This window comes from Novosphingobium sp. TK46 (genome assembly GCF_055361525.1).
This window is the reverse complement of sequence record NZ_CM143963.1, coordinates 2031054-2056985: the sequence shown is the minus strand read 5'-3', so window position 1 is coordinate 2056985 and position 25932 is coordinate 2031054. Positions and strand designations below refer to the sequence as shown.

Here is a 25932-nt window from a genome sequence, read left to right as displayed (position 1 = left end):
TGGATCGAATTGACGCCGCCAGAAAACAGGAAGGCAGGCGAGTTGCCCCGCCTGCCTTCCTGTCATTGATCACGAACGTACGTTGATCAGTGGTGCGCGTCCTCGATCACGGGGAGCGTCTCGAACTGGTGGAACGGCGGCGGGCTGGAAAGCGTCCATTCGAGCGTGGTTGCGCCTTCGCCCCAATAGTTACCCTCAGCCTTGCGCCCGGCGATCAGGGCGTAGCCGATATTGACGAAGAAGATCACCATGCTGGCCGCCATGACCATGTAGCCGATCGTCGCGACTTCGTTCCAGTGCGTGTAGGCTTCGGCATAGTCGGGGTAGCGGCGTGGCATACCCTGCAGACCGAGGAAGTGCATGGGGAAGAAGATCAGGTTCACACCGACGAAGAACACCCAGAAGTGCACGTGCGACAGGAACTCGGAGTGCCAGCGGCCGCTCATCTTGGGGAACCAGTAATAGAACCCGGCGAACAGCGCGGTAACCGCTCCCAGCGACAACACATAGTGGAAGTGCGCCACCACGTAATAAGTGTCCTGAAGCACGTCGTCGATACCGCCGTTGGCGAGCACGACGCCGGTGACGCCACCCACGGTGAACAGGAAGATGAAGCCCAGCGCCCAGACCATCGGACTCTTGAACTCGAGGCTGCCACCCCACATCGTCGCGATCCAGGAGAAGATCTTGACGCCGGTGGGCACCGCGATGACCATCGTCGCGGCCGTGAAGTACATCTTCGTGTTTACGCTCAGGCCGGTCGTGTACATGTGGTGTGCCCACACGATGAAGCCGACCACACCGATTGCGACCATGGCGTAGGCCATGCCGAGGTAACCGAAGACGGGCTTTTTCGAGAAGGTCGAGATGATCTGCGAGATCATGCCGAATCCGGGCAGGATCATGATGTAGACCTCTGGGTGACCGAAAAACCAGAACAAGTGCTGGTACAGGATCGGATCACCACCGCCGGCGGGGTCGAAGAACGTCGTACCGAAGTTGCGATCGGTCAGCAGCATGGTGATCGCTGCGGCGAGGACCGGAAGCGCCAGCAGTAGCAGGAAGGCGGTGACCAGCATCGACCACACGAACAGCGGCATCTTGTGCATGGTCATGCCGGGGGCACGCATGTTGAAGATCGTCGTGATGAAGTTGATCGCGCCCATGATAGAGCCGGCGCCCGACAAGTGCAGCGCGAAGATGCCGAAGTCGACGGCTGGCCCGGTCGAACCATAGGTCGAAAGCGGTGCATAGACCGTCCAGCCGGTGCCCGCGCCGTTGCCGAGGCCGCCGGGCACGAAAGCCGAACACATCAGCGAGACGAAACCGGCGACCGTCAGCCAGAACGAGATGTTGTTCATGCGCGGGAACGCCATGTCCGGCGCGCCGATCATCAGCGGCACGAACCAGTTGCCGAAGCCGCCGATCATCGCCGGCATGACCATGAAGAACACCATGATCAGGCCGTGCGCGGTGATCAGCACGTTCCACATATGCAGCGTAGCATTGAAGTCGGCCGCATCGTCGCCGAAGAACGATGCCACCGCACCCAGGTACTGGATACCGGGGTGCATCAGCTCGGCGCGCATGATGCCGGACACGGCACCACCGATGATCCCCGCGATGATCGCGAAGATCAGGTACATCGTTCCGATGTCCTTGTGGTTGGTCGACATGAACCACCGCGCAAAGAAGCTCGGCTTGTGGTCATGATCGGCGTGACCATGATGATGGTCTTCGACGTGACCTTGGAATTGATCTGCGGTGGTGGCCATTACGGGGACCTTCGTACTAAATATCGTTAAGCGGCGGGCGACGACGTGGTCTCGACGGCCGGAACCGCCTCGCTCGCGTTATCGGCGGGGACCGCGGCATCGCTGGCGTCAGCAGCCGGCGCCGCTGCTGTCGTGGTATCGGCGATCTTCTTCTGACCGTCGATCACGCCACCGGCATGGGCCAGGACCCAAGCGTTATACTGCGCACGCGGCAGCGCCTCGACCGCGATCGGCATGTAACCATGCTTCACGCCGCACAACTCCGAACACTGGCCGTAATAGACGCCGGGCTTTTCGACGAAGAGCACCTTCTCGTTGATGCGTCCCGGCACGGCGTCGAGCTTGAACCACAACGAGGGCACGGCGAACGAGTGGATGACATCGGCCGCCGTGATCTGCAGGCGGACCGGCTCACCTGCCGGGATCACCATGCGGTTGTCGACTTCGAGATGCCCGGGACCGTCCCAGGGCTTCGAACCGACTTCACGGATACCCGCGTTCGTTACCGGCTGACCGGAAATGTTGAGCATGTACGAGTTGACTTCGAAGTCGCCATTGTCCGGATAGCCGTAGGTCCAGAACCACTGGTTGCCGGTGATCTTGACGGTGAGCGACTTGGCCGGAGCCGTCTTGTACTGCTTCGCGATGAGATCGATCGAGGGAACCGCGATGCATACCAGGATTAGCACCGGAACCAGCGTCCATGCCACTTCGAGTGCGGTGTTGTGGCTGGTCCGCGAAGCGACGGGATTGGCGCGGCGGTTGAACTTCAACACGACGACGACAAGCAGAACCAAAACCAGCAGCACGATCGCAGCAATCAGTGGGATGAGCACGAGATCGTGGATCCAGTGCGCATACTCACCGGTAGGCGAGAACTGCTTCTGCAGGCCGATGCCACCATCCACCGGCATGCCGATGCCGGGCGTGGGCTTCATCGGCGTATAGGCCGTGCTTGCCGCTGTATCTGCAGTGGGGCCGCTGTTGTTCACCGGATTACCGGCGGCCTCCGCAGGGGCAGCGCCCTTATCTGATGCGACCGGAGCCTGAGCGCCCGGCGCACCGGCAGCCGGCGTGGCATAATCGGCCTGAGGCGCGGCAGCCGCGAGTGCCGCCTGCGGCAACATCGCCAGCGCGAGTGACAGCCCGAAGGCCTTGAGTGCACGGCTTGCGGCACGAGCGTGGTTACCGGAATTCATTCGTCGTGGTTTCCCGATTCCCTGTGTCAGCGCATAGGCGAGCCATGGCCGAGCGCAGTCCAGATCCGGGGGAAAAATTGCCCCTAGTGCCGGGCCTATACGCGCGCTTGCGGCGTGTCTCAAGCGCCTCTAGGGGAATTTTTGACAAGCACGCGAAGACCCCCGCAGGGTCGCAGTTGAACAAGGATCAAGCGCGCCATGGAGGAACAAGCCGTCCTCGCCGAGTTCCGCGCGAGCAGGGCGCTGCTGGAAGGGCACTTCCTGCTGTCATCGGGCAGGCACAGCGCACATTACCTGCAGTGCGCGCGCGTGCTCATGAATCCGGAGCGGGCAGGACGCCTGGCGACCGCGCTGGCCGCAAAGCTTCCGCAGGATCAGCGCCGGCAGATCGCCAAGGTCGTATCCCCGGCGATGGGCGGCGTGATCATCGGCCAGGAGATGGGCCGGGCCTTGCAAGTCGATGCCATGTTCGTAGAACGGCCCGAAGGCGTGTTCGAATTGCGCCGCGGCTTCGCATTGGAGCCGGGCGACAAGGTGCTGATGGTCGAGGACGTGGTAACCACCGGCAAATCCTCGCGCGAGGCCATCGCCGCGATCACCGCGGCGGGAGGAGACGTGATCGCAGCGGCCGCGCTGGTCGATCGTTCCGGCGGCGCCGTCGATCTGGGCGTGCCGTTCACGTCGCTGGTCGAGATCACCTTCCCGACCTACGCAGCCGATGAATTGCCGCCCGAGCTTGCTGCGCAGCCAGCGGTGAAGCCCGGCAGCCGCGCCAGGATCTAGGCGTTATGGCACGATGAGCATCACCCGTTCCCTGCGCCTTGGCGTCAACATCGATCACGTTGCGACCATCCGCAACGCGAGAGGAGGCGAACATCCGGATCCGGTTCGCGCTGCCGAAATCGTCGCGCAGGCAGGTGGAGACGGCATCACCGTCCATTTGCGGGAGGATCGCCGCCATATTCGTGACGAGGATCTGGCGCGGGTCCAGGCGGCGACCGGCCTCCCGCTCAACCTGGAGATGGCTGCGACCGACGAGATGGTCGAAATCGCATTGCGGCATCGACCCCATGCCGCGTGCATCGTTCCCGAACGCCGCGAGGAGCGAACCACTGAAGGGGGCCTCGACGCCGCCGGTCAGCACAATCGCCTCGCGCCTCTCGTGGCGCGATTGGCGGACGCAGGCATCCGGGTGAGCCTGTTCATCGCGCCCGATGCACGCCAGATCGAGGCGGCCCTTCGGCTGGGTGCGCCGGTCGTCGAACTGCACACCGGCGAATATGCCCATGCCACAGGGGACGCCATCGCGGCGGAGCTCGCGAGGATCGCCGACATGGCTGCGCTTGCCGTCAAGAACGGCATCGAACCGCATGCAGGTCACGGCCTGACTTACGAGAACGTACAGCCGATCGCCGCCATCCCGCAACTGGCCGAGTTGAACATCGGGCATTATCTTATTGGCGAGGCGATCTTTTGCGGGCTCGATGCCAGCGTAACCAAGATGCGCGAACTGATGGATGCAGTTCGGTGAGCTTCGCACGGTCAACTTGGCCCGCGATCGTCGAGGCGGGATTGACGGCGCGCTGGCCACGTCCGGGAATACAGCCATGATCATTGGCCTCGGTTCCGACTTGTGCAACATCGAGCGCATTCAGAGTTCGCTCGATCGCTTCGGCGACCGCTTTCTCAATCGCGTGTTCACCGATGTGGAGCGCGCCAAGGCTGCGCGCCGCCCGCACACGATCGCAGGAACCCTGGCGAAGCGATTCGCCGCCAAGGAGGCCTTCTCCAAAGCGGTCGGCACCGGCTTCAAGGCCGGCGTGTTCATGAAGGACATCGGCGTCGTCAATGCGCCGTCCGGCGCACCGACCCTCGCTCTGAGCGGAGGCGCGGCCGATCGGCTCGCCGCGATGATCCCGCAAGGGTACGAGCCCGTAGTTCACCTAACGCTCACCGACGATCATCCATGGGCGCAGGCCTTCGTGATCATCGAAGCCCGCCGCGCCTAGGAAAAATCCGCAGATGAGCAAGACCAACGCCGAGCCGGCGCTGCGCGATCACGCACCGGCGAGCGACCGGTCGGAGCGAATCAACTGGCTGCGCGAATTGCGCGGCCTGTTGCTGATGCTGCTCGCGGTACTCGGCTTTCACAGCTTCGTCGCCAAACCGTTCTACATCCCCTCGATCTCGATGATGCCGAACCTGCTGGTCGGCGATCGGCTGGTCGTGGCTAAGTATCCTTATGGCTGGAACTGGTCGTCGATCAGCTTCCACCTGCTACCGCGCGGCAACTGGCGCCTGCTGGGCGGCACGCCGGAATATGGCGATATCGTGATCGTCGTACCGCGCAACCGCAAGGAAGATCTAATCAAGCGCGTCGTCGGCCTGCCGGGCGATCGCGTCGCGGTGATCAACGGTCAGATCGTGCTGAACGGCAAACCGGTGCCGCAAAGGGTCGAGCCGCCGGTGCAGTTGCCCGTCGAAAACGCGCTTATGTGCGACAACGGTGGCTATCAGAGTCAGTGCCTGGACGCCTTCGAGAAGTACCGCACCCGCCTGCCAAGTGGCCGCGACGTGTACGAGTTGCCCGCATACCGCGAAACATTGCCCAATGGTGCGAGTTACACGATCATTGACCACCTTGATCAGATGCTGGATCACTTTCCAGAGGTCACTGTGCCGGAGGGGCAGGTGTTTCTTATGGGCGACAATCGCGATCACTCGGCGGACAGCCGCATGCCTTTATGGGGTAATGGTCTGGGTGGCCCCGTCCCCCTTTCCGACATCGGAGGCCGCGCAGAGTTCATCACCTTTTCGCTCGACGGCAGCCAGACCTGGAACCCGATGAGCTGGTTCCATGCATTGCGCGATGGCCGCGCCGGAACATCGCTTCGCCCGCCGATCACGTCGGTACGGTCACCCGCGGCATGACCGCGACCACCCACGAGCCCGACAAGACCCACGACCTCGAACAGGAGATCGAAGAGGGTCGCGCCGGGCCCAGCGATATCAGCGATCCCCGCACGCGGCTGGAAGTGCGGCGCGCGATGACCTGGCTCGGCGTAGCGCTTGCGTTCGGCCTGGCGGTGTTCCTGTCCGGATCGCTGCTGGTGATTTTTGGCGGGATCGTCTTTGCTGCGCTGATCGATGGCGGCGCGCGATTGCTCGGCAAGGTGCTGCCGATCGGGCGCGGCATACGCGTCGCCATCGTGCTGATCGCGGCGCTGGCCTTCCTGTTGTGGACGATCCACTTCGCCGGCAGCCAGATCGCATCGCAGGCGGCGCAGTTGCCCGCCACCATCGAGGGTCAGTTCTACAAGGGCCTTGGATGGCTGAAGGGCCACGGCATCAAGATCGACAACGGCGATGTCCAGGGCCTGATGCGCCAGGCGATGGGCGGAATCGGGCAGGTCACCCGAGCGGTCGGCGGCCTCATCGGCGGCGCGACGACCCTGTTCCTGATCGTGGTGCTGGGCATCTATTTCGCGATCGAGCCCGATATCTACCGTCGCGGCGTGGCGTGGATTCTCCCGGCCGACAAGCGCGACGAATTTGAACGCACCGCTCAGCAGATGGGACGATCCTTGCGTCGGCTGCTGTTTGGCCGCCTGCTCGGCATGGCGGTGGAAGGCGTCGCCACCTGGATCATGCTGCAAGTCTACGGCGTGCCGATGGCATTCCTATTGGGCCTGATCACCGCGTTGCTGGCCGCCCTCCCCAACATCGGCGCGCCGATCTCGGGCGCGATCATGGTACTTGTCGGGTTCTCAGGCGGCACCGACATGGGTATCTTCACCATCATCGTCTATGGGATCGTCCAGACCGTCGACGGATACATAATCGTGCCGATTATCGCGCGCAAAACGGTCGACCTGCCCCCGGCATTGGTGCTCGCGGCGCAGTTGATCATGGGCGTATTGTTCGGGATCCTGGGACTGGCGCTGGCCGATCCGATGGTGGCGATGATCAAGGTGTGGCTGGAACGCCAGGCCAACCGCAATCAGGAGCATCAGGATCATGACGGCGGGGCGCGGCGTGCGATAGGGAGCCAAAGTGCGTTAGCCACCGAACCGTAAAACGCGCAGTTCCTTCGGTCGCGACCATGCGCTAGGGCCCGCGCACTTATGGCGCGCAAGTTTCTGTACATCATCATCGGTGCGATCGTACTGGTCCTGGCAACCCTGCTGCTATTGCGCATCTATGCGCAGGATTTGACCGAGATCGCATTCGTACCCTCGGCCAAGTTTACGGATCAGCCGCGCCTTGCCGAAGCAAGCTATGACGATCCCAACATGTGGCTGGCACGGCCTGGCATGCCTAATGATCCGAGCCGATGGCTGCCCTCCAATTACGCACAAGCCGAGGAGAGCGAGGCCGCACAGACCGACCAGGAGACGGTTGCGCAGAGCGATGCCCCCGTCGCCGCCACGATCGACCAGAAAGTCGATGCAGCGGTCTTTTTCGTGCATCCCACCGGCCTCGTCAGCCGGACGAGCTGGAACGCCACGCTGGACGACGAAGTCTCACGCCAGCGTTCGCGTCTGTTCGTCCAGGGCATGGCCAGCCCTTTCAATTCCAGCCCCGACATCTGGGCGCCGCGCTATCGTCAGGCGGCGATCGGCGCGTTCCTGACCGATGCCCCCGAGGCCACCCAAGCGCTCGACCTGGCATATCGCGACGTAGCGCAAGCGTTTGATGCGTTCGTAAAACGCATTCGCTCGGATCAGCCGATCGTGCTTGTTGGACACAGCCAGGGTGCCTTCCACCTGCGGCGCCTGATTCGCGATCACATTGCCGGCACGCCATTGGCCAAGCGCATCGTCGTCGCCTACGTCATCGGCTGGCCGGTTTCCGTGGAACGCGACCTGCCGCTGATGAAGATGCCCGCGTGCAAGGAAGCACGATCGACCGCTTGCGTCGTAAGCTATCTCTCGTTTGCCGATCCGCCGGAAACCGAAATGTTGCTGCGGGCCTATGCGCGCCGGCGTGGTCTCGACGGCAAGGAGGTCGGCACCAATCCGGAGTTCATCTGTGTCGATCCGGTCGATGGCATCGAGAATGGCAAGTCTGCGGCCAAAGACAACCTGGGCACGCTGGTGCCCGATATCATGAAGGGCACCGGCTACCTGACCGCTGGAGTCGTTCCTGCAGCATGCGGCGCGGACCACCTGCTGCATATCGGACCGCCGCCGGAACTCGAGATGGGACCCTATGTCCTGCCCGGTAACAACTACCACCTGTACGATATGACGCTGTTCTGGTCGAACCTGCGAGCCGACTTCGCCCGGCGGGTTGCCGCCTACAAGGCCGCGTCAACCGCGCGCTAGGGCTATCTGCCGCCCCCGTGTCACCGCCCCTGCTCACGCACCAAGGGGGCGTGTCGATCGACGAGGATGGCGCTGGCCTGGTTCAAACCCAGGATCTCGACCTCGCTACCGTGACGGCGCATGCGCGACACGACCTCGTCGAGCGTCGCGACTGCGGTCACGTCCCAAAGATGGGCCGCGGTAAGGTCGATGCGGATGCGCCGGGCCGTATCGCGCGTGTCGAACTGCTCGGCGAAGATGTCCGCGCTGGCGAAGAAAACCTGTCCGGTGACGGTGTAGGTCGTGGTCCCGCCCGCCAGGTCGCGATCGACGGCGACGTTCATCAGCCTGGTGACCTTGAAGGCGAAAAATACGCCGCTCAGCAGCACGCCGATCGCGACGCCGGCGGATAGATCGTGCGTCGCCACCGTCACCGCCACCGTGGCCAGCATGACGATGCCCGACAGTTTGGGATGACGGGCAAGATCCGCCAGCGACCCCCACGAAAACGTGCTGATCGACACCATGATCATGATCGCGACCAGCGCCGCGACCGGCACTTGCGCGACCCATGGCCGCAGCGGCACCATCACCACCAGCAGGAACACGCCCGCAACCAACGTCGAGATGCGGCCGCGACCGCCGTATCGCACGTTGCCGACGGTCTGGCCGATCATGCCGCACCCGGCGATGCCGCCGAACAACCCCGCCGCGATGTTGGCAAGTCCAAGACCGGTGCACTCGCGCGCCTTCGAACTGCCGGTTTCCGTCAGGTCGTCGACCACGCTGGCGGTCATCATCGACTCCAGCAGGCCAACCGCCGCCATCGCGAAGGCGTAGGGCGCGACGATGCGCAGCGCCTGCAGCGTCAACGGGACGTCCGGAAAGGCAAACGAGGGCAGCGACCGCGGCAGGCTTCCCAGGTCGCTCACGGTGCGCAGGGGCATCGGGACAGCGACGCTGATGGCGGTGAGCACGACGATGCAGATCAGCGGCGACGGGATCGAGGTGGTGAGGCGCGGCAGCAGATAGATGATCGCGAGGCCCAGCGCGATCATCGCGTAGGTATGCCAGGTGACATCCAGCATCTGCGGCAATTGCGCCGAGAAAATCAGGATCGCCAGAGCGTTGACGAACCCGGTGCGCACGGAGCGCGAGACGAAGCGCAGGAGGACATCCAGCTTCAGCAGTCCGAACACGATCTGCAGCGTGCCGGCCAGCAATGTCGCCGCCAGCAGGTACTGCAAGCCATGGCTGTGGACCAGCGCCGCCGCGACCAACGCAACGGATCCCGCCGCGCCCGAGATCATCGCGGGGCGTCCGCCGGCAAAGGCGATGACGATGCCGATCACGAAGGACGCGAACAGGCCGACTTCGGGGTCGATGCCGGCGACGAAGGAGAAGGCGATGACCTCCGGGATCAGGGCGAAGGTGCCCACCATTCCCGCCAGCACATCGCGCCGGGCACCCGCAGCCGAGGTGAACCATTCGGCACGATACCGATCGAAAGTACCTGTCGTCATGAATTGGATCTTTTTCGCGAAAGCCGCCGCAGCGCCGCCCTCGCGGCGGTTCGGTATTGCGGAACGGCGTGCGTTATCCGGCGGATCGGCGGCCGGAATAGCCACCCGGAATTCCACCGGGTCCTAGCGAGTGGCCGGCGCCTTACCCGTCATCGTGACCCTAGGCAACACAGGTACCGTTCCTGACACAATGACAGCTTCGGCTGTCCCCGCTGCTGGCAGGACGCTGAGAGCAGCCGGCCGTCACCTTGGCAGGCGTCTCGTGACAAGGCTTGTACGCGGCTGGCGCGCGTCACATCTGGCAGGTGTGATCGACGAAACTCTCGATGCCCTCCTTGGCCAGATCCGCGACTGCCGGGTGTGCGCCGGCGCCCTGGCGCATGAGCCTCGACCGTTCGTGGCAGCCTCGGCCCGTGCGCGACTGCTCATCATCGGGCAGGCCCCAGGCAGCAAGGTTCATGCAAGCGGGATCGGCTGGGACGATGATAGCGGCGATCGCCTGCGCGGTTGGCTTGGGGTGGATCACGCCACGTTCTACGACATCACCAGAGTGGCCCAGATGCCCAGCGGGTTCTGCTACCCCGGCAAGGGTCAAGGCGGCGATCTGCCGCCGCGCGTTGAGTGCGCACCCTTGTGGCACGACCGTCTGCTGGCGATGTTGCCGGATGTTCGCCTGACCTTGCTCGTGGGAATGCACGCGCAAAAACGCTACCTGCCGCGCAAGTTCGCTCCCAACATGACCGAGGCGGTGCGACAATGGCGCGAGGCGCCGTCCGGCTTGTTCCCCCTGCCCCATCCCGCCTGGCGCAGTCGCTTATGGATGAAACGCAATCCCTGGTTCGAGGCCGAGGTACTGCCCGATCTGCGGCAGCGTGTCGCCGCGATGCTCTGGCGCATGGGCTGATCATGCACGTGCCAACGTGCTCATGCGATCAGTGGGGCAGCCCCGTACCGCTCAGCGATGGCGGCAGCGGGTGCGATCGCCCGACCGGCATGCGGCGACATCTTCACGCCAAAGGGCCATGGCCGCGGCATGCTCCGATGCGAGGCGGGCTTTCTCCGCTTCCCAGGCGGCCTGATCGCTTTTGATCTGGTCTTCGCGGGCGATCTCGGCAGCCTGATTGGCGCTCAGGCTCGCAGCGTTGTCGGCAAGTTGTCTTTGTGCGTCCAGCGCCTGTTGCCGATTGAGCGCCGCTCGCGCCGCCTCGGGCGTCGCCTGCCCATATGTTGGTTCCGACGTGACCGGCTTGGCGCCAGCCAACGGGGCACAAAGCAGCGATCCGATGGACAACGCGAGCGTCAGCGAAGGATAGGATGCGGACTTCTTCATGGCGGGTATCCTTGGCTCGCACCCCTCGGGGGTGCTTGACGGGGACGGTTCGTCCCGCGTCGTCGTGATACCGCTAACATCCCGTACATGAACGAGGCCCGGCACGGCGGTCATGCCATACCGGGCCGCCGGATCAGAAGGTGTAGCCTACACCCAGGCCGCCGATCCATTGATCGGCATCGCCGACCACGCTGGTGAACGGCGTGTTCTTGCCGGCGTTCAGCATCTTGCCGTACGATCCGACCGCGAAGACCGCGAAGCCGCCATTGAGCAGGTTGCCATCGAGGTCGTAGGCACCGAGCACACCGACGCTGACGCTGTCCCATCCCTTTTTGGCGTTGTAGGCCGGAAGCACCCCGGCGGTCGCCAGGCTCTGCGCCGGAGTGACGGAATAGAAGTAACGGTTGAATTTGCCGTCGCCATGATGAGCGCTGAGGTTCAGCGTGACCAGCGAGCCCTTGCTCAGCGGGGTCACGTAGGTCAGGTTTGGTGTCCAGACCATGCCCTTGTACGAGCTGGCGACGTCCCAGCGGACATCGGCCGAAAGCGACAGCTGGTCATAGGGATTGAGAAGCTTGTACGCGGTCACGCCCGCCGTGACGCCAAGCTCGACGGCATCGTCAAGCTTTCCGGTGCGCTTGACGATGTCATCCTTGATCTGTCGCGCACGATTGCCCGAATACGTCGCCACCGGGCCCAACGAGAAGCCGATCTTCGCATCCTTGGCATCGGGGATGAGGTCGAGGGCGACGCCGCCGGCACGCGGATTGATCTCGATGCCCTTATAGCGGCCCTGCACCACCGGGACCGGCGTTACCACGTAGTCGTCCGAACCACGATAGCTGGGGATATAGACGCCGCCGACACCCACGGTGAGGTAGTCACCATCGAGCGCGCTTTCGCTGGAAGCGTCCTGCGCCAAAGCCGGAAATGAAACGATCGCGGCGGCGAGGCCGGCGACTAGGGTGAGCTTGCGCATGAATGGTGAACCTTGTGAGAATTTGCGGCTGAACGCGTCATATACCGTCGCGTTGCAGCAACGCAGCCCGGGTTGCATGATTATGATCAAGTGTGTCCTTCGGGTAACGTCTCGTTACCGGCACCCAGCTTGCGCTGCATCATGAAGACGTCGTTCCATTGCCCGTGCTTCCACCCTGCGCCGATCAGAGTGCCACAGGGCAAGTAGCCCGCTCGCGCATGCAGCACGACCGACGCCGGCTCGGTTCCCGCGATAAGCGCGAAAGCCTGCCGGTAGCCTCGTTCCTCGCAGGCGAGCAGAAGCGCGTTGATCAGCATGGTGCCGATCCCGCGCCCGAGCGTGTCGTTTCGCACGAAGATGTGCGTTTCGCAGCTGTAGGCGTAGCCGGCGCGGGGTCCGAACTTCTGCGCATAGGCGAAACCGACGATGCGCCCGCTGATGTCGCGCACGACTAGCCAGGGATACCCCTCCCCCAGGATCTTGGCGATCCGCCCAGCCATGACTTGCGCATCCGGCGGCTCCGTCTCGAAGCTCGCCGAGCTATCCAGAACGTAATGCGCGTAGATCTCGGCAATGGCGTCGGCGTCCTGCTCGGACGCGTCGCTAATGGTTAGCTCGTCTGTCATCGGTGTGAAACATGCCCCAAAGCTTGCGCAACGCCAAGTTGCGGTAAGCCAGCCCCGCCTCTAAACGTGACCACGATGAACGCGCCGTCAACTGATATTGCGATCCTGGGTGGCGGACTTGCCGGCGGGCTGATCGCGCTGGCCCTTACGGCGCGACGCCCGGATCTACGAATTTGCGTTTTCGAACAAGGAGATCGTTGCGGCGGCGATCATGTCTGGTCGTTCTTCGCAAGCGACATCGCTGACGGTGCCGACTTGTTGGAACCGTTGATCGCCGCGCGCTGGGACAGCTATGAAGTGCGCTTTCCCAAGCGAACCCGCGTCCTGCGAACCGCCTATCGCAGCGTCACGAGCGCGAGATTGGACGCAGCGTTGCGAAAGGCGCTGCCGGCCACAGGGCTGATCACCGGGGCGACCGTGACCGGAGTCGGGCCGGAGTGCGTGACCCTGGCCGACGGACGCACGTTCGCAGCAGGCGCGGTGATCGATGCCCGTGGCGCCGCGGGCCTGCCGCACATGGCGGGCGGATGGCAGAAGTTCGCCGGACAGATGCTGCGCCTGAGCGCGCCACATGGCCTTGCCCGACCGACCGTGATGGATGCGACTGTGGCGCAGCACGATGGCTATCGCTTCGTTTACGCGCTGCCGTTCTCACCCACCGAGATCTTCGTCGAGGATACCTACTACGCCGATGGCCCCGCGCTCGACCTGCCGCTGCTGCGCCAGCGCATCGCCGATTATGCCGCCGCACAAGGCTGGAACGTCGCCGACGTGGCTTACGAGGAAACCGGCGTCCTGCCGGTGATCGCTGCGGGCGATTTCGCGGCGTTCTGGAACACGATGGGCACCCCCGGCATTGGACGTGCCGGGACACGCGCTGCGCTCGTCCATCCGCTCACCAGCTATTCACTACCGATCGCCTGGCGTTTCGCCTTGCACCTTTCCTCCCTCGACAAGCTCTCCGCACAGGTCATAGGACAGACCTGTCATGCATGGGCACGCGAGCATTGGCGCCAGGGGCGCTTCTACAGGATGTTGACCCGCATGCTTTATGGTGCCGCCCGACCCGATCAACGCTACAAGGTGCTTGAGCGTTTCTATGGCTTGTCCGAACCGCTGATCGAACGGTTCTACGCCGGCCAGTCGACCGGCGCCGACGCCTTGCGCATCCTGGCCGGCAAGCCGCCGGTGCCGATCGGCGCGGCCATCGCCAGCCTCATGGGCCACGGCCGCCCCCTCTCGCCGCTTGGAACCACATCATGAAGCGCGCCTGTGTCATCGGAGCCGGCTTTGGCGGCCTTGCGCTCGCCATCCGGCTGCAGTCGGCGGGAATCGCCACCACGCTGGTCGAGGCCCGCGACAAGGTGGGGGGGCGCGGTTACGTGTGGGAGCGCGAGGGCTTCACATTCGACGCCGGCCCCACGGTCGTTACCGATCCCGACTGCTTGCGAGAGCTGTGGGCGCTGTCGGGACACACGATGGCCGACGATGTCGAGCTGATGCCGGTGATGCCGTTCTATCGCCTCAACTGGCCGGATGGCACGACGTTCGATTACTCCAACGACGATGCCTCGATGCGCCGCGAGTTCGCCCGCGTCGCACCCGACGACATCGCCGGCTACGAGGATTTCCTGGCCTACTCCGCAGGCGTGTACCAGGAAGGCTATGTCAAGCTTGGGCACGAGCCGTTCCTCGACTTTGCAAGCATGCTCAAGGCCGCGCCCGCGCTCGCGCGCTATCAGGCGTGGCGGTCGGTCTATTCGATGGTCTCGCACTTCATCAAGAGTGAGTACCTGCGCCAGGCATTGTCGTTCCACACCCTGCTGGTGGGCGGCAACCCGATGACCACCAGCGCGATCTACGCCCTGATCCACAAGCTGGAGAAAGACGGCGGCGTGTGGTGGACCAAGGGTGGCACAAACAAGCTGGCGCAAGCCATGGCAAAACACTTTGAGCGGCTGGGCGGGGTCGTGCGCCTCGACGACAAGGTGGTGCAGATCCACACCGTCGGCGATCGCGCGACAGAGGTCGAGACGGCAAGCGGCTGGCGCGAACGCTTCGATGCCGTCGCGTCGAACGGCGATATCGTGCACACCTATCGCGACCTGCTGGGGGCGACGCCGCGCGGCAAGCAAGTGGCCAAGTCTCTGCGGAAAAAGCGTTTTTCGCCAAGTCTGTTCGTGGTTCACTTTGGGGTCGAAGGCACCTGGCCCGGCATCCCGCACCACATGATCCTGTTCGGGCCCCGCTATAAAGATCTGCTGACCGACATCTACGAACACGGCGTGCTGCCCGAGGATTTCTCGATCTACCTGCACCATCCCACCGTGACCGATCCCGACATGGCCCCTGCCGGCAAGAGCACCTTCTATGCCTTGGTGCCGGTCGCACATCTGGGCAAGCTGCCGGTCGACTGGGACAAGGTCGGTCCGGTCCTGGCGGAACGCATCATCGATGAGGTCGGCCGCCGCCTGATCCCCGACATTCGCGATCGGATCGTCACCCAGTTCCACTATGCGCCCACCGACTTCGCGACCGACCTGTCGGCTCACCTCGGCAGCGCCTTCAGTCTCGAGCCGATCCTGACGCAAAGCGCATGGTTCAGGGGCCACAACCGCGACGACAAACTGAAGAACGTCTATCTGGCCGGCGCCGGCACCCATCCGGGAGCGGGCATTCCCGGGGTCGTCGGCAGCGCCAAGGCGACGGCGAAGCTGATGCTGGAGGACCTGAAATGAAGCGCCTTGCCGTCTATTGCGGCTCTGCCACGCCTGCCGACCCGCGCTATGTCCAGCTTGCCAGCGATGTCGGCACGGCTTTGGCGCGTAAGGGCATCGGCGTGGTCTATGGCGGTGGCAAGCTCGGCCTGATGGGCGCGGTCGCAGGCGCGGCGATGCTCGCGGGTGGCGAGGTGATCGGTGTCATACCCCAGGCGCTGGTGCGTGGCGAAGTCGCCAACTATGACTGCGAGCTCACCATCGTTGCCGACATGCACGAGCGGAAGGCCGCGTTCACCCGGTTGTCGGACGGTTTTCTGGTCCTGCCTGGCGGCGTCGGCACCATGGACGAGTTGTGGGAAGCGGTAAGCTGGTCGCAGTTGGGGTACCACTCCAAGCCTGTCGGCATCCTCAACGCTTTCGGATTTTACGATGGGCTGCTGGCGTTCAACCGCCATATGGCCGAGGTCGGGTTCGTCCGACCTGCCCACCAGGGCATCATCATGGCCGAGACGGAGCTGGACCTGCTGCTGGAGCGCATGCACGCCCACCAGCCCGTCGAGGCGATCGTGTCGATGGACCCGACCACGTTGTGATCGCCGCTACGTGAACATCGAGGCGTCGGCGCGCACGCGCGAGGAACTCGTCGAGGCGGCACGCATCTCGATCCGCAAGGGGTCGGCCAGCTTTCGCGCCGCCAGTCGCCTGTTCGATCGCGTCACTCGCGAACGCGTGTGGATGCTCTATGCCTGGTGTCGCGCGTGTGACGATATCGCGGACAATCAGGAACACGGCGGCGCGCTCGGCGTCCAGGACAACGCGCAGGAACGCCTTGCGACCATCCGCGCGATGACCCGGCAGGCCTTCGCCGGCGAATGGACCGGCAACCCCGCATTCGACGCGCTGGGGCTGCTTTCGCGCGAAGTGCCGCTCACGCATGCCATGGCCGAGGACGTCATCGCCGGCTTCGCGCTCGACGCAGCGGAGTGGCGCCCGCGCTCCGAGGCCGACATGCTGCGTTACTGCTACCATGTCGCCGGCGCGGTGGGCGTGATGATGGCGGCCGTGATGGGCGTGCCGGAGGGCGATGAGGATACTCTGGATCGGGCCTGCGATCTTGGCATCGCTTTCCAGCTGAACAATATCGTGCGCGATGTGGCCGAGGACGATGCCGCGGACCGCCGTTATCTTCCCGTCGAATGGACCGTCGAGGAGGACATCCCGCCGGGCGAACTGACCAAGCCGCATTACCGCGCCGGGCTTGTGCGCATCGTGTCGAGAGCCTGCGATCTTGCGCGTGGCTACGAGGCCTCCGCCCGGGTCGGTGCAGCACGGCTGCAGTTTCGCCAGCGCTGGGCGATCCTGGCGGCGGCGAACATCTATGGCGCGATTGGGCGTCAGGTGGTGGAGCGCGGCGCCCACGCCTGGGATCACCGCGTCCGCACCACCAAGGGCCAGAAGCTGGCGCTCGTGGCGGCCGCCGGCTGGGAAGCCCTGCGCGCCTCGCCTGCAGCGGCGCGGGCGCCCGGACCTTCCCGCCGCCAGCTTGCGGCCCTCGCCCGATCCTGAATGCCGAAGATGGTCCGCTCGAAAGCAGGGCCTTTATTGCTACTTCTTTGCTGGATTGCAGCCATCCGCCGTGCGGAGCGTTGTCGAAGCAGGGTAACAAGGAGGACGACCATGCTTTTCACGATCGCTGCAATTCTGTTCATTCTGTGGTTGCTGGGACTGGTGGTTTTCCACGTTACCAGCGGCATTATCCATATCCTGCTGGTGGTCGCGATCATCGTCGGACTGGTCCAGCTGTTCCGCGGCCGAAGGGTCTGAAACCAGCGACCGGAGCTCGTCAGAGCTCCGGTTCGGCCACCACCGGGGGCAGAACCGGTGCATGCAGCCGTTTGAACAGGCGTCCTTTTTCGGAATAGAGGACGATCCCCAAGGCACCCAGGCCGGCGATCGTCATCGCCGTCAGCAGCGGCCGTGCGGTCCCGTCATAGACTTGCCCGATCAGGGTTCCGAGTAAGGCGCCCAGCAGCAGCCGTACGAACGCCATCACCGACGCGGCGGCACCGGCAGTGCGCGCAAACGGCTGCAGTGCGATCGACGCGAAGTTCGACCCTACGAACGACATCATGCACATGCTGATCGTCATCAGCGGCACGAACACCCACAGGCTCTCGCCAACGATCGCCCAGATCAGGTGAACGACTGCGACGATGATGTAGGTGATCAGTGCCGTATGCGACACCCGCCGGGCGCCGAACCGCTCGACGATGCGCGAATTGATGAAGTTGGTGCCCGACATCACCAGCGCCATGCCGCCGAACACCAGCGGGAACAGCACGCCGGCTCCGAAGTGCTCGGCCACCAGCTGCTGCGAGCTGTTGATGTATCCGAACAGCGCACCCTGAACGAACGAGGCGCCCAGAAAATAGCCGATGGCGGCGCGGCAGCGCACCGCCTCCAACATGTTCGCCACGATGATGCGCGGCGCGATCGTCTGGCGATAATCGGGGTGGAGCGTCTCTGGCAGCCGCGCCCAGGTCCAGAAGGTGACGCCTGCGGCGAGCAAGGCCATGACGCCGAAGATCCAGCGCCAGCCGGCGACCAGCAGCACGGTTTGCCCGATCGTCGGCGCCAGCATCGGCACCACCATGAACGTCATCGAGATCAGCGATTGGACCCGCGCCATGCGATCGCCGGAGAACTGATCGCGGATGATCGCCATCGGCATGACCATCATGCCGGCGGTGAAGAAGCCCAGCGTCGCGCGCAGGGTCAGCAAGGCGGTGAAATCGGTGACGAGCGCCGACGCGAGTGAGATCACCATATAGACGCCCAGACACGTCAGGACCACCGGACGACGCCCGAACCGATCACCCAGCGCACCGGGGAACAGCGATCCCAGCCCGCTGCAGATCAGGAAGATGCCCACGACCAGTTGCCGCTCGTTGGGATCGGTGACACCAAGATCGTGGGAGATATTGCCGAGCGCCGGCAGCATGACGTCGATCGCCAGCGCCTGAAGCGCCTGGATCGCGGCCATGAGGCCAACGAATTCGGTCTCGCTCAGCGGCGCTTTCTGGATCGGGGGAGCTCGCATCCCGTGCTCATGGCGCAAGCCGACCTGACTGACCAGCCCGATCGGTATTGCCCGAAAGCGGGGCGGCACATCCTGCGAAGAGGAACGAGACGGGAACCGATCCACGCGCTATCAGCCAAGGCATGGCGTCGGCCCCGGATCACGACGAAGACGACGAGACCACGCTTGGTCTGCGCAAGATCATCCATGTCGACATGGATGCCTTCTTCGCCAGCGTCGAACAGCGCGACGATCCCAGCCTTCGCGGCAAGCCCCTCGCGGTCGGGGGGTCCTCGGGTCGCGGCGTGGTGGCGGCGGCAAGTTACGAGGCGCGAGAGTTCGGCGTGCGTTCGGCGATGCCTTCGTCGCGAGCGGTCCGGCTTTGCCCCGAGCTGTTGTTCCGCAAGCCGCGCTTCGAGGTGTACAAGCAGGTATCCGATCAGATCCGCGCGATCTTTCTGGATTATACACCGCACGTGGAGCCGCTGTCGCTGGATGAGGCGTATCTCGATGTTACCGCGGATCTCAAGGGGATCGGATCGGCCACCCGGATCGCTCGCGACATCCGCAGGCGGATTCAGGAGCAGACCCGGCTGACCGCCAGCGCCGGTGTGTCCTACAACAAGTTCCTGGCGAAGCTTGCCAGCGACCAGAACAAACCCGATGGCCTGTGCGTGATCCGCCCCGGAGAGGGCGCGCAATTCGTTGCCGGCTTGCCGGTCAGCCGCTTCCATGGTGTCGGCCCGCGTGGTGCGGAGAAGCTCGCCACACTCGGCATTCGCACCGGCGCGGATCTTGTCGCGCACGATCTGTCGTTCCTGCGCGCGCATTTCGGCAGCTTCGCCGAATATCTCTTTCGCGCCGCGCGTGGCATCGATCTGCGCGCGGTGCGGGCGAACCGCATCCGCAAGTCCATCGGTGGCGAACGCACGTTCTTCGAGAACATCGAGGATCCCGATCGGCTGCGCGAGACGATGGACACCATCGTCGACATCGTATGGGAACGCATCGAGCGAGCGGGCGTCCCGGATGCACCGGTGCGCGGGCGCACGGTCACGCTGAAGCTGCGCTACGCCGACTTTCGCACGTTGACCCGTGCGCGATCGATCACCCCCCACGTGACCGACAAAGCGATCTTCGCGCAGCTTGGCCATGCCTTGCTGGAGGAGCTGATGCCACTGCCGCAACCGGTGCGGTTGATGGGCCTGACTTTGTCGTCGTTGGAACGCGAGGAACGTGCCGGGGCAGCGATGCCGAAAACCGGTCAGCTATCGCTTCTGTAGCTCGCGATCCACCCCGCCAGGCCGCTCGCGATCCTGGGCGAGACATCCGGCGGTAACGTGCCGACTTCGAACCATTGTACCTCATCGACTTCGCGAGCATCCGGGATCGCCGGCCCCGTCGACCGACCGACGACGACATGGACGACGTTGTAGGCACCCATCGGTCGCTCCATCAGCTCATCGACCTTCTGCGCCTCGAGCAAGGTGCAGCCCGTCTCCTCCACCAATTCGCGCCGCGCGGTCTCGACCGGATCTTCGCTTCGGCCCATGCTGCCGCCCGGCGTCACCCAGTCGGTCGAGCCGTAGGATTGGCGAACGAGCAGCACTCGGCCTTGGGCATCCAGCGCCACCACCCGGCAACCATGCACGGTCGGCTTCATCGTCCGCCACCACAGGGAGCGCGCCTGGTATGCAAGACGATAGAGCCGCCGATGCAGCGGGGCCGGGATCAAGTGAAGCATGTCATCGCAGGCAGTTCGGATCTACGGGGTTTCGGGGCTCGCAGGCCTGCCAGATAACGATGGGCCAGATGACGATGGACCAGATAACGATAGGACAGAATGCTTTCGTCCGTCCCGCGCCTATGCCAGAATTTCGCGCAGGAACCACGCACGCTGTTCGGCTTGATCGGTCCAGTCGTCGACGATGCCGTCCGTGGCATTGTCGCCCGCCTCTTCGGCTGCCGCCTTAACTTCCCGTAGCTTGGCGATGTAGGTGTCGTTATCCTCGGCCAGTTCCTTCACCATCGCCATGGCATCCAGGCTGGTGTCGTCCTGTGCCTTGATCTGCGTCTTCTCGGCAATCGCCGCCGGGCTGGTCAGGGTCGTGCCGCCCTGCTTGCGCACGCGCTCGGCGATGAGATCGGTGAGGCCGAAGATCTGCGTTGCGTGCGTATCGAACAGCAGGTGGAGGTCATGGAACTGGCGGCCTCGCACATGCCAGTGGAAGTTCTTGGTCTTGATGTAGAGCGCGAAGGTGTCGGCCAGCAGGCCGTTGAGGCTGTCGATCAGCGCGGCTTTGGCATTGTTGGTCATGATGCTTTGTTCCTCCGGATTCGAGACTGATAACCGCGACCATCACCTGTGGTTCTATCGGAATTACCGATCACAGGATCCCGCGAACCGCGAGGAACATGGCAATCGCGATCACAACCAGCAATCCCCCCACCACCTTGCGTACCGCCCGTATACACCGTGTCGCGAACAGCGGTGCCAGTGCCCACGCGGCTGCTACCAGAACCAGACCTGCCAGGCCCCCGCCGAGCCCGGCCGCAAGCGGCGCCCCCATGCCGATCGCCAGACCGAACAGCGTGAAGCGCGCGGCATCGGTGACTTGATGCGCCACCAGCACCAGGCCGAGGGCGCCCAGCGAATGCGTCGGTTCCCGCGGATCGCGGCGAGGCGAGAGGATCAGGGATTCCAGGCCCGCCAGACCCAATGCAATCGCCTGCAGCACCGGCCGTGCCGGAAACGGGATCGTGCCGAGGAATTTTGCGGCGGCATATCCCGCAAGCGCCGACGAGGCTGCCGCGCATGCAAGGCCCGTCGCCAGCACTCCGAAGCGCTGCCCTTGCGCTCGGGCGAGCGCCGCAATCGTCATCTGATCCCGCGCCGCGATCCCGGATAGCAGCACTGCCATGAACGTGAGATAGAATGCCGCCATTGCGCCTGCATGGCCGCATGTCACCGGCAATTCAACGGCATGGGGGCAAGATCAACGGAACCGGTACGGTCCAAGGCCGTTCGGGGCTTGATTGTCGGGCGTGAGACCGGCAGCACAGCCATCGATCGCCCCCCTGCTTCCACCGATCAAGATGAAAAGGCCAAGACGATCGCCCAATCGACCCGCCTGCCCGGTTCGCAAGATCTGCCAGAGCTCTCCCCGCCTCCAAGCCTGGTCGAGATGGCGGACTGGTCCTTGTTCCTCGACTTCGATGGCACCTTGGTCGAGATCGCCGAGCGGCCCCAGGATGTCGTAGTTTCCCAAGGCCTTCCCGCCGCACTCGAAGCCCTGTCGCGGCGTCTTGCCGGTCGGCTCGCGATCGTCAGCGGGCGCTCGCTGGCGGCGCTGAACCAGATGCTCGGTCCGATTTCGGTCGCGATGGCGGGATCGCATGGTGGCGAGTTCAGGCCCGCCGGATCGGACCGGATCGAGGCGCTTGCCGATCCCCTGCCCAAGGCGTTGTGCGAAGCGCTGGCCACCTTTGCCCAGGACAACGGCGGCCTGGTTTTCGAGGCCAAGCCTTGCAGCGCAGCCGTGCATTATCGCGATCGCCCGCAGATCGGCCCGGCTCTGTTCGAGCATGCGCAACGGCTGGCGACGGATTTTGGCGCATATGTCAAACATGGCAAGATGGTGGTTGAATTGACGATGCCCGGGTCCGACAAAGGCAACGCGGTCAGCCGGTTCATGGGCCTGCCGCCGTTTGCCGACAGTCGCCCGCTGTTCGTTGGCGACGATGTTACCGACGAGGATGCCTTCGCAGCCGTTCGCAGGTTCGATGGCGGCGGCGTCCTGGTCGGCTCGATGCGCGAGACACGGGCGCTGTGGCGCCTGAGCGGCGTTGCCGCGGTTCACGACTGGTTGGAGAAAGACGCTTGAGCACGCCTGATACCGCACCCAACGCGCCCGCTTCATCGGCGCCCAGCCCGTCCGCGACCATCGCCCCGACACCGGCGGCGGCGGACACGTCGCTTTCGTCGCTCGAACTATGGCCGATCGGCAATTGCCAGGTCTCGGGCCTGATCGACCGGCGCGGCGCGCTGGTGTGGGGTTGCGTTCCGCGCGTCGATGGCGATCCGGCATTCTGCGCCCTGCTGCGCGGAGAGGATGGACAGGATCAGGGCACCTGGCGGTTCAGTCTGGAAAATCAGGTTTCCGTCACGCAGGAATATGTGCGCAACACGCCCATCCTGCGCACGCGCCTTGAGGACGAAAGCGGCGGCAAGATCGATGTGTTCGACTTCTGCCCACGTTTCGAGCGGCAGGGGCGGATGTACCGTCCGGTCGCGTTCGGACGGATCGTACGCCCGGTCTCGGGATCGCCGCGACTTAAAATCACGCTCTCGCCGATGAACAATTACGGTGAGGAGCTGGCGACGGTCACCCACGGCTCCAACCACATTCGCTATCTCAACGATCAACACGCGCTGCGGCTGACGACCAATGCCCCCGTCGGGTACATCCTTGAAGGCCGGCACTTCCGGCTTGAAAAGGAGCTGTCGTTCTTCCTGGGCCCGGACGAGCCGTTCGGCGGCGACATCGCGCATGAACTCGACGCGATGCTGCGCCAGACGCAGAGCTATTGGCAACTCTGGGTTCGCGGGTTGGCGACGCCGATCGATTGGCAGGAAGCGGTCATTCGTGCCGCCATCACCCTCAAGCTGTGCCAGCACGAGGAGACCGGCGCGATCGTCGCCGCGCTGACCACGTCGATCCCCGAGGCGCCGGGATCGCAGCGGAACTGGGATTACCGCTACTGCTGGATTCGTGATGCCTACTACACCGTGCAGGCACTCAACCGACTGGGCGCGCTGGACGTTCTGGAAAAGTACCTCGCGTACCTGCGCAATCTGGTCGACGATTCGCACGCCGGGATCATCCAGCCGCTGTATTCGGTGAGCGGGGCGAAGGAGATCGTCGAGTGGGAGGCCAAGGCGCTCCCCGGCTATCGCGGGATGGGTCCGGTGCGCGTCGGCAACGCCGCCTACTATCAGATCCAGAACGACTGCTATGGCCAGATCATCATCCCCAACATCCAGGCATTTTCGGATCACCGCCTGCTCCGGATGGGCAACGCGGACGACTTCGCCAGCCTGGAAAAGGTCGGCGAACTCGCATGGAAACTGCACGATCAGCCCGACGCCGGCCTATGGGAACTGCGCACCCGCACTGCCGTGCATACCTATTCGGCAGTGATGAGCTGGGCAGCCTGCCACCGGCTGGCGAACGCGGCGGAAGTCCTCGACCTTTGCGACCGTGAGCGCGTCTGGCGCGAACGGGCCGAGGCCGTACGCGCGCACGTCGAGGCTGGTGCTTGGTACGAGGAAGGTGGTCATTACGCTGCCAGCTTCGGCGGCAAGGAGCTCGACGCCAGCCTGCTGCAGATGGTTGAACTGGGCTATGTGTCGGCCGACAATCCGCAGTTCCAGGCGACGCTCAAAGCGGTCGAGCGCACACTGCGGCGTGGCGAGCACATGCTGCGTTATGCCGACGAGGATGACTTCGGCCTGCCCGAGACCGCGTTCAACATTTGCACCTTCTGGCTCATAGAAGCGCTGCACCTTGATGGCCGTGACGAGGAAGCACGCAGTCTGTTCACTGCCATGCTGGGCCACCGCACCCAGTCCGGGCTACTTTCCGAAGACATGGACTTCGAAACCAGCGAGCTGTGGGGGAACTTTCCGCAGACTTATTCGCTGGTTGGTATCATCAACTGCGCCGGGCTGCTCTCGCGGCCGTGGCGCGACTGGCGCTAGACACACCGTTGGCGCCGGCTTCATGGCCACGGCGCCGCGGGATGATGGACCGCATATCGCCCGTGAGCGCCGTCGCGAAGGGGCAAGAATGAGCAGACTTATCGTCGTATCGAACCGTGTTTCGGTACCCCAGGCGATGGGCGCCGCCGGGGCTCAGGGCGGGCTCGCGGTGGCTCTCAGCGCCGCATTACGCGAACATCGCGGGATCTGGTTCGGCTGGTCGGGAAAGGAAACCGATAATTTTACCGGCCACCTCGACATGCAGCGCAATCAGGACGTGACCACCGCCACGATCGATCTCGAGCCCCAGGACATCGACGAGTACTACAATGGTTATGCCAATCGCACCCTTTGGCCATTGTTCCACTACCGCATCGACCTGACCGAGTACGACCGCAATTTCGGTGAGGGCTATGAACGGGTCAATCAGCGTTTCGCCGATTCCGTGCTCCCGTTGATCGAACCCGAAGACCTCGTCTGGGTTCACGATTATCACCTGCTTCCGCTTGGTGCGATGTTGCGTGAAAAGGGCGTGACCAATCGGATGGGGCTGTTCCTGCACATCCCCTGGCCGCCGACCCGCCTGTTTGTCTCTTTGCCCAATCACGAGCAGCTCGTCGCATCGATGCTGCAATACGACCTGATCGGGCTTCAGACCGAGGAGTGGCTCGACAGCTTCACCCATTATCTCAAGAAGGAGATGGGGCTGAAGGTCAGCGACGACGATGTTATCGAGTACGAAGGGCGCCGGATCATCGCCCGCGCCTTTCCGATCGGCATCGACTACAAGGAATTCGTCGAATCAGCCAAGAGCGACCTGGCCATCGGCGCGTACCAACGCCTCAAGGACAGCCTCGGCGGCGGACGCAAGATGCTGATCGGCGTCGATCGGCTCGACTACTCCAAGGGTCTGGGCGAGCGGTTCGACAGCTTCGATCGCTTCTTAAGCGACAATCCCGAGATGGCGAAGGACGTCGTGTTGCTGCAGATCGCGCCGCCATCGCGTGGCGAGGTCGCTAGCTATCAGCTTATCCGTCACGATCTGGAGCGAAAGGCGGGGCACATCAACGGCGCCCATGCCGATGTTGCCTGGGTGCCCATCCGCTACGTCAACCGGGGCTATCCGCGAGCCGAACTGGCCGGTTTCTACCGCGCGGCCGACATCGGGCTTGTCACACCCTTGCGCGATGGCATGAACCTGGTGGCCAAGGAATACGTCGCCGCGCAGGATCCCGCCGATCCTGGCGTCCTGATCCTCTCCCGCTTCGCTGGCGCCGCGCCGCAGATGGAGGATGCGATGCTGGTCAATCCGCACAGTACCGAGGAAGTGAGCGACGCGATCAAGCAAGCCTTGCACATGCCGCTGGCTGAACGGCAGCGACGTCACGAGCGTCTGCTCGTCTCGGTCCAGAACGAGGATGTCGTGCGTTGGCGAGAGAATTTCGTCAACGCGCTGCAGGTGCCGGCGCAAATGCTTCAGGACATTCCCGTGCAGGACCACGCCGCCTGAAAACGATCCTATAATACATCGAACTGAAACCGTCCTTACACATAAGGCGCTCAGAAGGACGCTGCAGGACGAGGACCGATCGGTACCGACACCCCGCATTCGGCGAAGTGTAGGAGTGACCCTG

At 64.0% G+C, this 25932-nt stretch carries 26 protein-coding genes and 1 other annotated feature; of the genes, 16 read left to right on the top strand and 10 right to left on the bottom strand.

What is annotated here, in order from left to right; all coding sequences use genetic code 11:
• Window positions 1–86: 86 nt before the first annotated feature.
• Both ctaD and coxB read right to left on the bottom strand, forming a co-directional pair.
• Entirely contained in the window at window positions 87–1775 is a 1689-nt protein-coding gene (ctaD, locus tag ACXJ1Z_RS09890) for a cytochrome c oxidase subunit I (RefSeq protein ID WP_463776346.1), read from the bottom strand.
• Between the two features lie 26 nt (window positions 1776–1801).
• Window positions 1802–2974, bottom strand: a complete 1173-nt coding sequence (gene coxB, locus ACXJ1Z_RS09885) for a cytochrome c oxidase subunit II (protein WP_463776345.1) — start codon at window positions 2972–2974, stop codon at window positions 1802–1804.
• Window positions 2975–3172: 198 nt separating this feature from the next.
• Here coxB and pyrE point away from each other — a divergent pair, with 198 nt between their 5' ends.
• From pyrE to ACXJ1Z_RS09855, 6 genes are all read left to right on the top strand, one after another.
• Window positions 3173–3757 (top strand): orotate phosphoribosyltransferase, encoded by a 585-nt coding sequence (gene pyrE, locus ACXJ1Z_RS09880; RefSeq protein WP_463776344.1) that lies wholly within the window; start codon window positions 3173–3175, stop codon window positions 3755–3757.
• A 13-nt stretch (window positions 3758–3770) separates the two neighbouring features.
• On the top strand, window positions 3771–4505 hold the full coding sequence (locus ACXJ1Z_RS09875) for a pyridoxine 5'-phosphate synthase (protein ID WP_463776342.1): 735 nt from the start codon (window positions 3771–3773) through the stop codon (window positions 4503–4505).
• A gap of 76 nt (window positions 4506–4581) precedes the next feature.
• On the top strand, window positions 4582–4983 hold the full coding sequence (gene acpS / locus ACXJ1Z_RS09870; RefSeq protein WP_463781225.1) for a holo-ACP synthase: 402 nt from the start codon (window positions 4582–4584) through the stop codon (window positions 4981–4983).
• 13 nt (window positions 4984–4996) lie between these two features.
• Window positions 4997–5905, top strand: coding sequence for a signal peptidase I (gene lepB / locus ACXJ1Z_RS09865; protein WP_463776341.1), 909 nt, complete (start codon window positions 4997–4999; stop codon window positions 5903–5905).
• Window positions 5902–7050: an AI-2E family transporter gene (locus ACXJ1Z_RS09860; RefSeq protein WP_463776340.1), complete on the top strand. Its 1149-nt coding sequence runs from the start codon at window positions 5902–5904 to the stop codon at window positions 7048–7050. Before lepB ends, ACXJ1Z_RS09860 begins: the two co-directional genes overlap by 4 nt.
• Window positions 7051–7098: 48 nt before the next feature.
• Window positions 7099–8301 carry a DUF3089 domain-containing protein gene (locus tag ACXJ1Z_RS09855; RefSeq protein WP_463776339.1) on the top strand — a complete coding sequence of 401 codons (1203 nt, stop codon included), beginning with the start codon at window positions 7099–7101 and terminating at the stop codon, window positions 8299–8301.
• A gap of 20 nt (window positions 8302–8321) precedes the next feature.
• Here the strand turns inward: ACXJ1Z_RS09855 and ACXJ1Z_RS09850 are convergent, their stop codons facing one another.
• Window positions 8322–9803, bottom strand: a complete 1482-nt coding sequence (locus tag ACXJ1Z_RS09850; RefSeq protein WP_463776338.1) for a SulP family inorganic anion transporter — start codon at window positions 9801–9803, stop codon at window positions 8322–8324.
• A 71-nt stretch (window positions 9804–9874) separates the two neighbouring features.
• Window positions 9875–9930: a sequence feature (sul1 is cis-regulatory element that is thought to sense ions involved in sulfur or methionine metabolism; They are found in Alphaproteobacteria), on the bottom strand.
• Window positions 9931–10113: 183 nt separating this feature from the next.
• Here ACXJ1Z_RS09850 and ACXJ1Z_RS09845 point away from each other — a divergent pair.
• Window positions 10114–10707, top strand: coding sequence for a uracil-DNA glycosylase family protein (locus ACXJ1Z_RS09845; RefSeq protein ID WP_463781224.1), 594 nt, complete (start codon window positions 10114–10116; stop codon window positions 10705–10707).
• Window positions 10708–10758: 51 nt separating this feature from the next.
• On the opposite strand, the gene ACXJ1Z_RS09840 is transcribed toward ACXJ1Z_RS09845, so the two are convergent.
• The 3 genes from ACXJ1Z_RS09840 to ACXJ1Z_RS09830 form a co-directional block, all read right to left on the bottom strand.
• Window positions 10759–11133, bottom strand: coding sequence for a hypothetical protein (locus tag ACXJ1Z_RS09840; protein ID WP_463776337.1), 375 nt, complete (start codon window positions 11131–11133; stop codon window positions 10759–10761).
• A gap of 133 nt (window positions 11134–11266) precedes the next feature.
• A complete protein-coding gene (locus tag ACXJ1Z_RS09835; RefSeq protein WP_463776335.1) occupies window positions 11267–12112 on the bottom strand; it encodes a MipA/OmpV family protein in 846 nt (281 codons plus the stop codon).
• 86 nt (window positions 12113–12198) lie between these two features.
• The gene (locus tag ACXJ1Z_RS09830; protein WP_463776334.1) at window positions 12199–12738 is read right to left on the bottom strand and encodes a GNAT family N-acetyltransferase; all 540 of its coding nucleotides are present in this window, start codon (window positions 12736–12738) and stop codon (window positions 12199–12201) included.
• A gap of 75 nt (window positions 12739–12813) precedes the next feature.
• Here ACXJ1Z_RS09830 and crtY point away from each other — a divergent pair, with 75 nt between their 5' ends.
• From crtY to ACXJ1Z_RS09805, 5 genes are all read left to right on the top strand, one after another.
• A complete protein-coding gene (gene crtY, locus ACXJ1Z_RS09825; RefSeq protein ID WP_463781223.1) occupies window positions 12814–14001 on the top strand; it encodes a lycopene beta-cyclase CrtY in 1188 nt (395 codons plus the stop codon).
• Window positions 13998–15476, top strand: a complete 1479-nt coding sequence (locus tag ACXJ1Z_RS09820) for a phytoene desaturase (protein WP_463776332.1) — start codon at window positions 13998–14000, stop codon at window positions 15474–15476. Before crtY ends, ACXJ1Z_RS09820 begins: the two co-directional genes overlap by 4 nt.
• On the top strand, window positions 15473–16051 hold the full coding sequence (locus ACXJ1Z_RS09815; RefSeq protein ID WP_463776331.1) for an LOG family protein: 579 nt from the start codon (window positions 15473–15475) through the stop codon (window positions 16049–16051). The genes ACXJ1Z_RS09820 and ACXJ1Z_RS09815 overlap by 4 nt, the downstream gene beginning before the upstream one ends.
• Before the next feature lie 16 nt (window positions 16052–16067).
• On the top strand, window positions 16068–17024 hold the full coding sequence (locus ACXJ1Z_RS09810) for a phytoene/squalene synthase family protein (RefSeq protein ID WP_463781222.1): 957 nt from the start codon (window positions 16068–16070) through the stop codon (window positions 17022–17024).
• Between the two features lie 111 nt (window positions 17025–17135).
• Window positions 17136–17282, top strand: a complete 147-nt coding sequence (locus ACXJ1Z_RS09805) for a lmo0937 family membrane protein (RefSeq protein WP_463776330.1) — start codon at window positions 17136–17138, stop codon at window positions 17280–17282.
• A 19-nt stretch (window positions 17283–17301) separates the two neighbouring features.
• On the opposite strand, the gene ACXJ1Z_RS09800 is transcribed toward ACXJ1Z_RS09805, so the two are convergent.
• Complete coding sequence (locus ACXJ1Z_RS09800; protein ID WP_463776328.1) at window positions 17302–18558, bottom strand: multidrug effflux MFS transporter; 1257 nt, start codon at window positions 18556–18558, stop codon at window positions 17302–17304.
• A gap of 122 nt (window positions 18559–18680) precedes the next feature.
• On the opposite strand from ACXJ1Z_RS09800, the gene dinB reads away from it, so the two are divergent.
• Complete coding sequence (gene dinB, locus ACXJ1Z_RS09795) at window positions 18681–19820, top strand: DNA polymerase IV (RefSeq protein WP_463776327.1); 1140 nt, start codon at window positions 18681–18683, stop codon at window positions 19818–19820.
• Here dinB and ACXJ1Z_RS09790 read toward each other — a convergent pair.
• The 3 genes from ACXJ1Z_RS09790 to ACXJ1Z_RS09780 all read right to left on the bottom strand — a co-directional run bounded on the left by ACXJ1Z_RS09790 (window position 19802) and on the right by ACXJ1Z_RS09780 (window position 21482).
• A complete protein-coding gene (locus ACXJ1Z_RS09790; RefSeq protein ID WP_463776325.1) occupies window positions 19802–20200 on the bottom strand; it encodes an NUDIX hydrolase in 399 nt (132 codons plus the stop codon). The genes dinB and ACXJ1Z_RS09790 overlap by 19 nt on opposite strands.
• Window positions 20201–20401: 201 nt before the next feature.
• Window positions 20402–20854: a Dps family protein gene (locus ACXJ1Z_RS09785; RefSeq protein ID WP_463776323.1), complete on the bottom strand. Its 453-nt coding sequence runs from the start codon at window positions 20852–20854 to the stop codon at window positions 20402–20404.
• A 70-nt stretch (window positions 20855–20924) separates the two neighbouring features.
• Complete coding sequence (locus ACXJ1Z_RS09780) at window positions 20925–21482, bottom strand: hypothetical protein (protein ID WP_463776321.1); 558 nt, start codon at window positions 21480–21482, stop codon at window positions 20925–20927.
• 87 nt (window positions 21483–21569) lie between these two features.
• Between ACXJ1Z_RS09780 and otsB the strand changes: the two genes are divergently transcribed.
• The 3 genes from otsB to otsA all read left to right on the top strand — a co-directional run bounded on the left by otsB (window position 21570) and on the right by otsA (window position 25808).
• Window positions 21570–22421, top strand: a complete 852-nt coding sequence (gene otsB / locus ACXJ1Z_RS09775) for a trehalose-phosphatase (RefSeq protein ID WP_463776320.1) — start codon at window positions 21570–21572, stop codon at window positions 22419–22421.
• 116 nt (window positions 22422–22537) lie between these two features.
• Window positions 22538–24298 carry a glycoside hydrolase family 15 protein gene (locus tag ACXJ1Z_RS09770; RefSeq protein ID WP_463781221.1) on the top strand — a complete coding sequence of 587 codons (1761 nt, stop codon included), beginning with the start codon at window positions 22538–22540 and terminating at the stop codon, window positions 24296–24298.
• Between the two features lie 88 nt (window positions 24299–24386).
• On the top strand, window positions 24387–25808 hold the full coding sequence (gene otsA, locus ACXJ1Z_RS09765; protein ID WP_463776318.1) for an alpha,alpha-trehalose-phosphate synthase (UDP-forming): 1422 nt from the start codon (window positions 24387–24389) through the stop codon (window positions 25806–25808).
• Window positions 25809–25932: the final 124 nt, after the last annotated feature.

Bases quoted from the DNA above. Each gene is read 5' to 3' on its own strand.
- ctaD (WP_463776346.1), bottom strand. From the start codon at position 1,775: ATGGCCACCACCGCAGATCAATTCCAAGGTCACGTCGAAGACCATCAT.
- coxB (WP_463776345.1), bottom strand. From the start codon at position 2,974: ATGAATTCCGGTAACCACGCTCGTGCCGCAAGCCGTGCACTCAAGGCC.
- pyrE (WP_463776344.1), top strand. From the start codon at position 3,173: ATGGAGGAACAAGCCGTCCTCGCCGAGTTCCGCGCGAGCAGGGCGCTG.
- ACXJ1Z_RS09875 (WP_463776342.1), top strand. From the start codon at position 3,771: ATGAGCATCACCCGTTCCCTGCGCCTTGGCGTCAACATCGATCACGTT.
- acpS (WP_463781225.1), top strand. From the start codon at position 4,582: ATGATCATTGGCCTCGGTTCCGACTTGTGCAACATCGAGCGCATTCAG.
- lepB (WP_463776341.1), top strand. From the start codon at position 4,997: ATGAGCAAGACCAACGCCGAGCCGGCGCTGCGCGATCACGCACCGGCG.
- ACXJ1Z_RS09860 (WP_463776340.1), top strand. From the start codon at position 5,902: ATGACCGCGACCACCCACGAGCCCGACAAGACCCACGACCTCGAACAG.
- ACXJ1Z_RS09855 (WP_463776339.1), top strand. From the start codon at position 7,099: ATGGCGCGCAAGTTTCTGTACATCATCATCGGTGCGATCGTACTGGTC.
- ACXJ1Z_RS09850 (WP_463776338.1), bottom strand. From the start codon at position 9,803: ATGACGACAGGTACTTTCGATCGGTATCGTGCCGAATGGTTCACCTCG.
- ACXJ1Z_RS09840 (WP_463776337.1), bottom strand. From the start codon at position 11,133: ATGAAGAAGTCCGCATCCTATCCTTCGCTGACGCTCGCGTTGTCCATC.
- ACXJ1Z_RS09835 (WP_463776335.1), bottom strand. From the start codon at position 12,112: ATGCGCAAGCTCACCCTAGTCGCCGGCCTCGCCGCCGCGATCGTTTCA.
- ACXJ1Z_RS09830 (WP_463776334.1), bottom strand. From the start codon at position 12,738: ATGACAGACGAGCTAACCATTAGCGACGCGTCCGAGCAGGACGCCGAC.
- crtY (WP_463781223.1), top strand. From the start codon at position 12,814: ATGAACGCGCCGTCAACTGATATTGCGATCCTGGGTGGCGGACTTGCC.
- ACXJ1Z_RS09820 (WP_463776332.1), top strand. From the start codon at position 13,998: ATGAAGCGCGCCTGTGTCATCGGAGCCGGCTTTGGCGGCCTTGCGCTC.
- ACXJ1Z_RS09815 (WP_463776331.1), top strand. From the start codon at position 15,473: ATGAAGCGCCTTGCCGTCTATTGCGGCTCTGCCACGCCTGCCGACCCG.
- ACXJ1Z_RS09805 (WP_463776330.1), top strand. From the start codon at position 17,136: ATGCTTTTCACGATCGCTGCAATTCTGTTCATTCTGTGGTTGCTGGGA.
- ACXJ1Z_RS09800 (WP_463776328.1), bottom strand. From the start codon at position 18,558: ATGCGAGCTCCCCCGATCCAGAAAGCGCCGCTGAGCGAGACCGAATTC.
- dinB (WP_463776327.1), top strand. From the start codon at position 18,681: ATGGCGTCGGCCCCGGATCACGACGAAGACGACGAGACCACGCTTGGT.
- ACXJ1Z_RS09790 (WP_463776325.1), bottom strand. From the start codon at position 20,200: ATGAAGCCGACCGTGCATGGTTGCCGGGTGGTGGCGCTGGATGCCCAA.
- ACXJ1Z_RS09785 (WP_463776323.1), bottom strand. From the start codon at position 20,854: ATGACCAACAATGCCAAAGCCGCGCTGATCGACAGCCTCAACGGCCTG.
- ACXJ1Z_RS09780 (WP_463776321.1), bottom strand. From the start codon at position 21,482: ATGGCGGCATTCTATCTCACGTTCATGGCAGTGCTGCTATCCGGGATC.
- otsA (WP_463776318.1), top strand. From the start codon at position 24,387: ATGAGCAGACTTATCGTCGTATCGAACCGTGTTTCGGTACCCCAGGCG.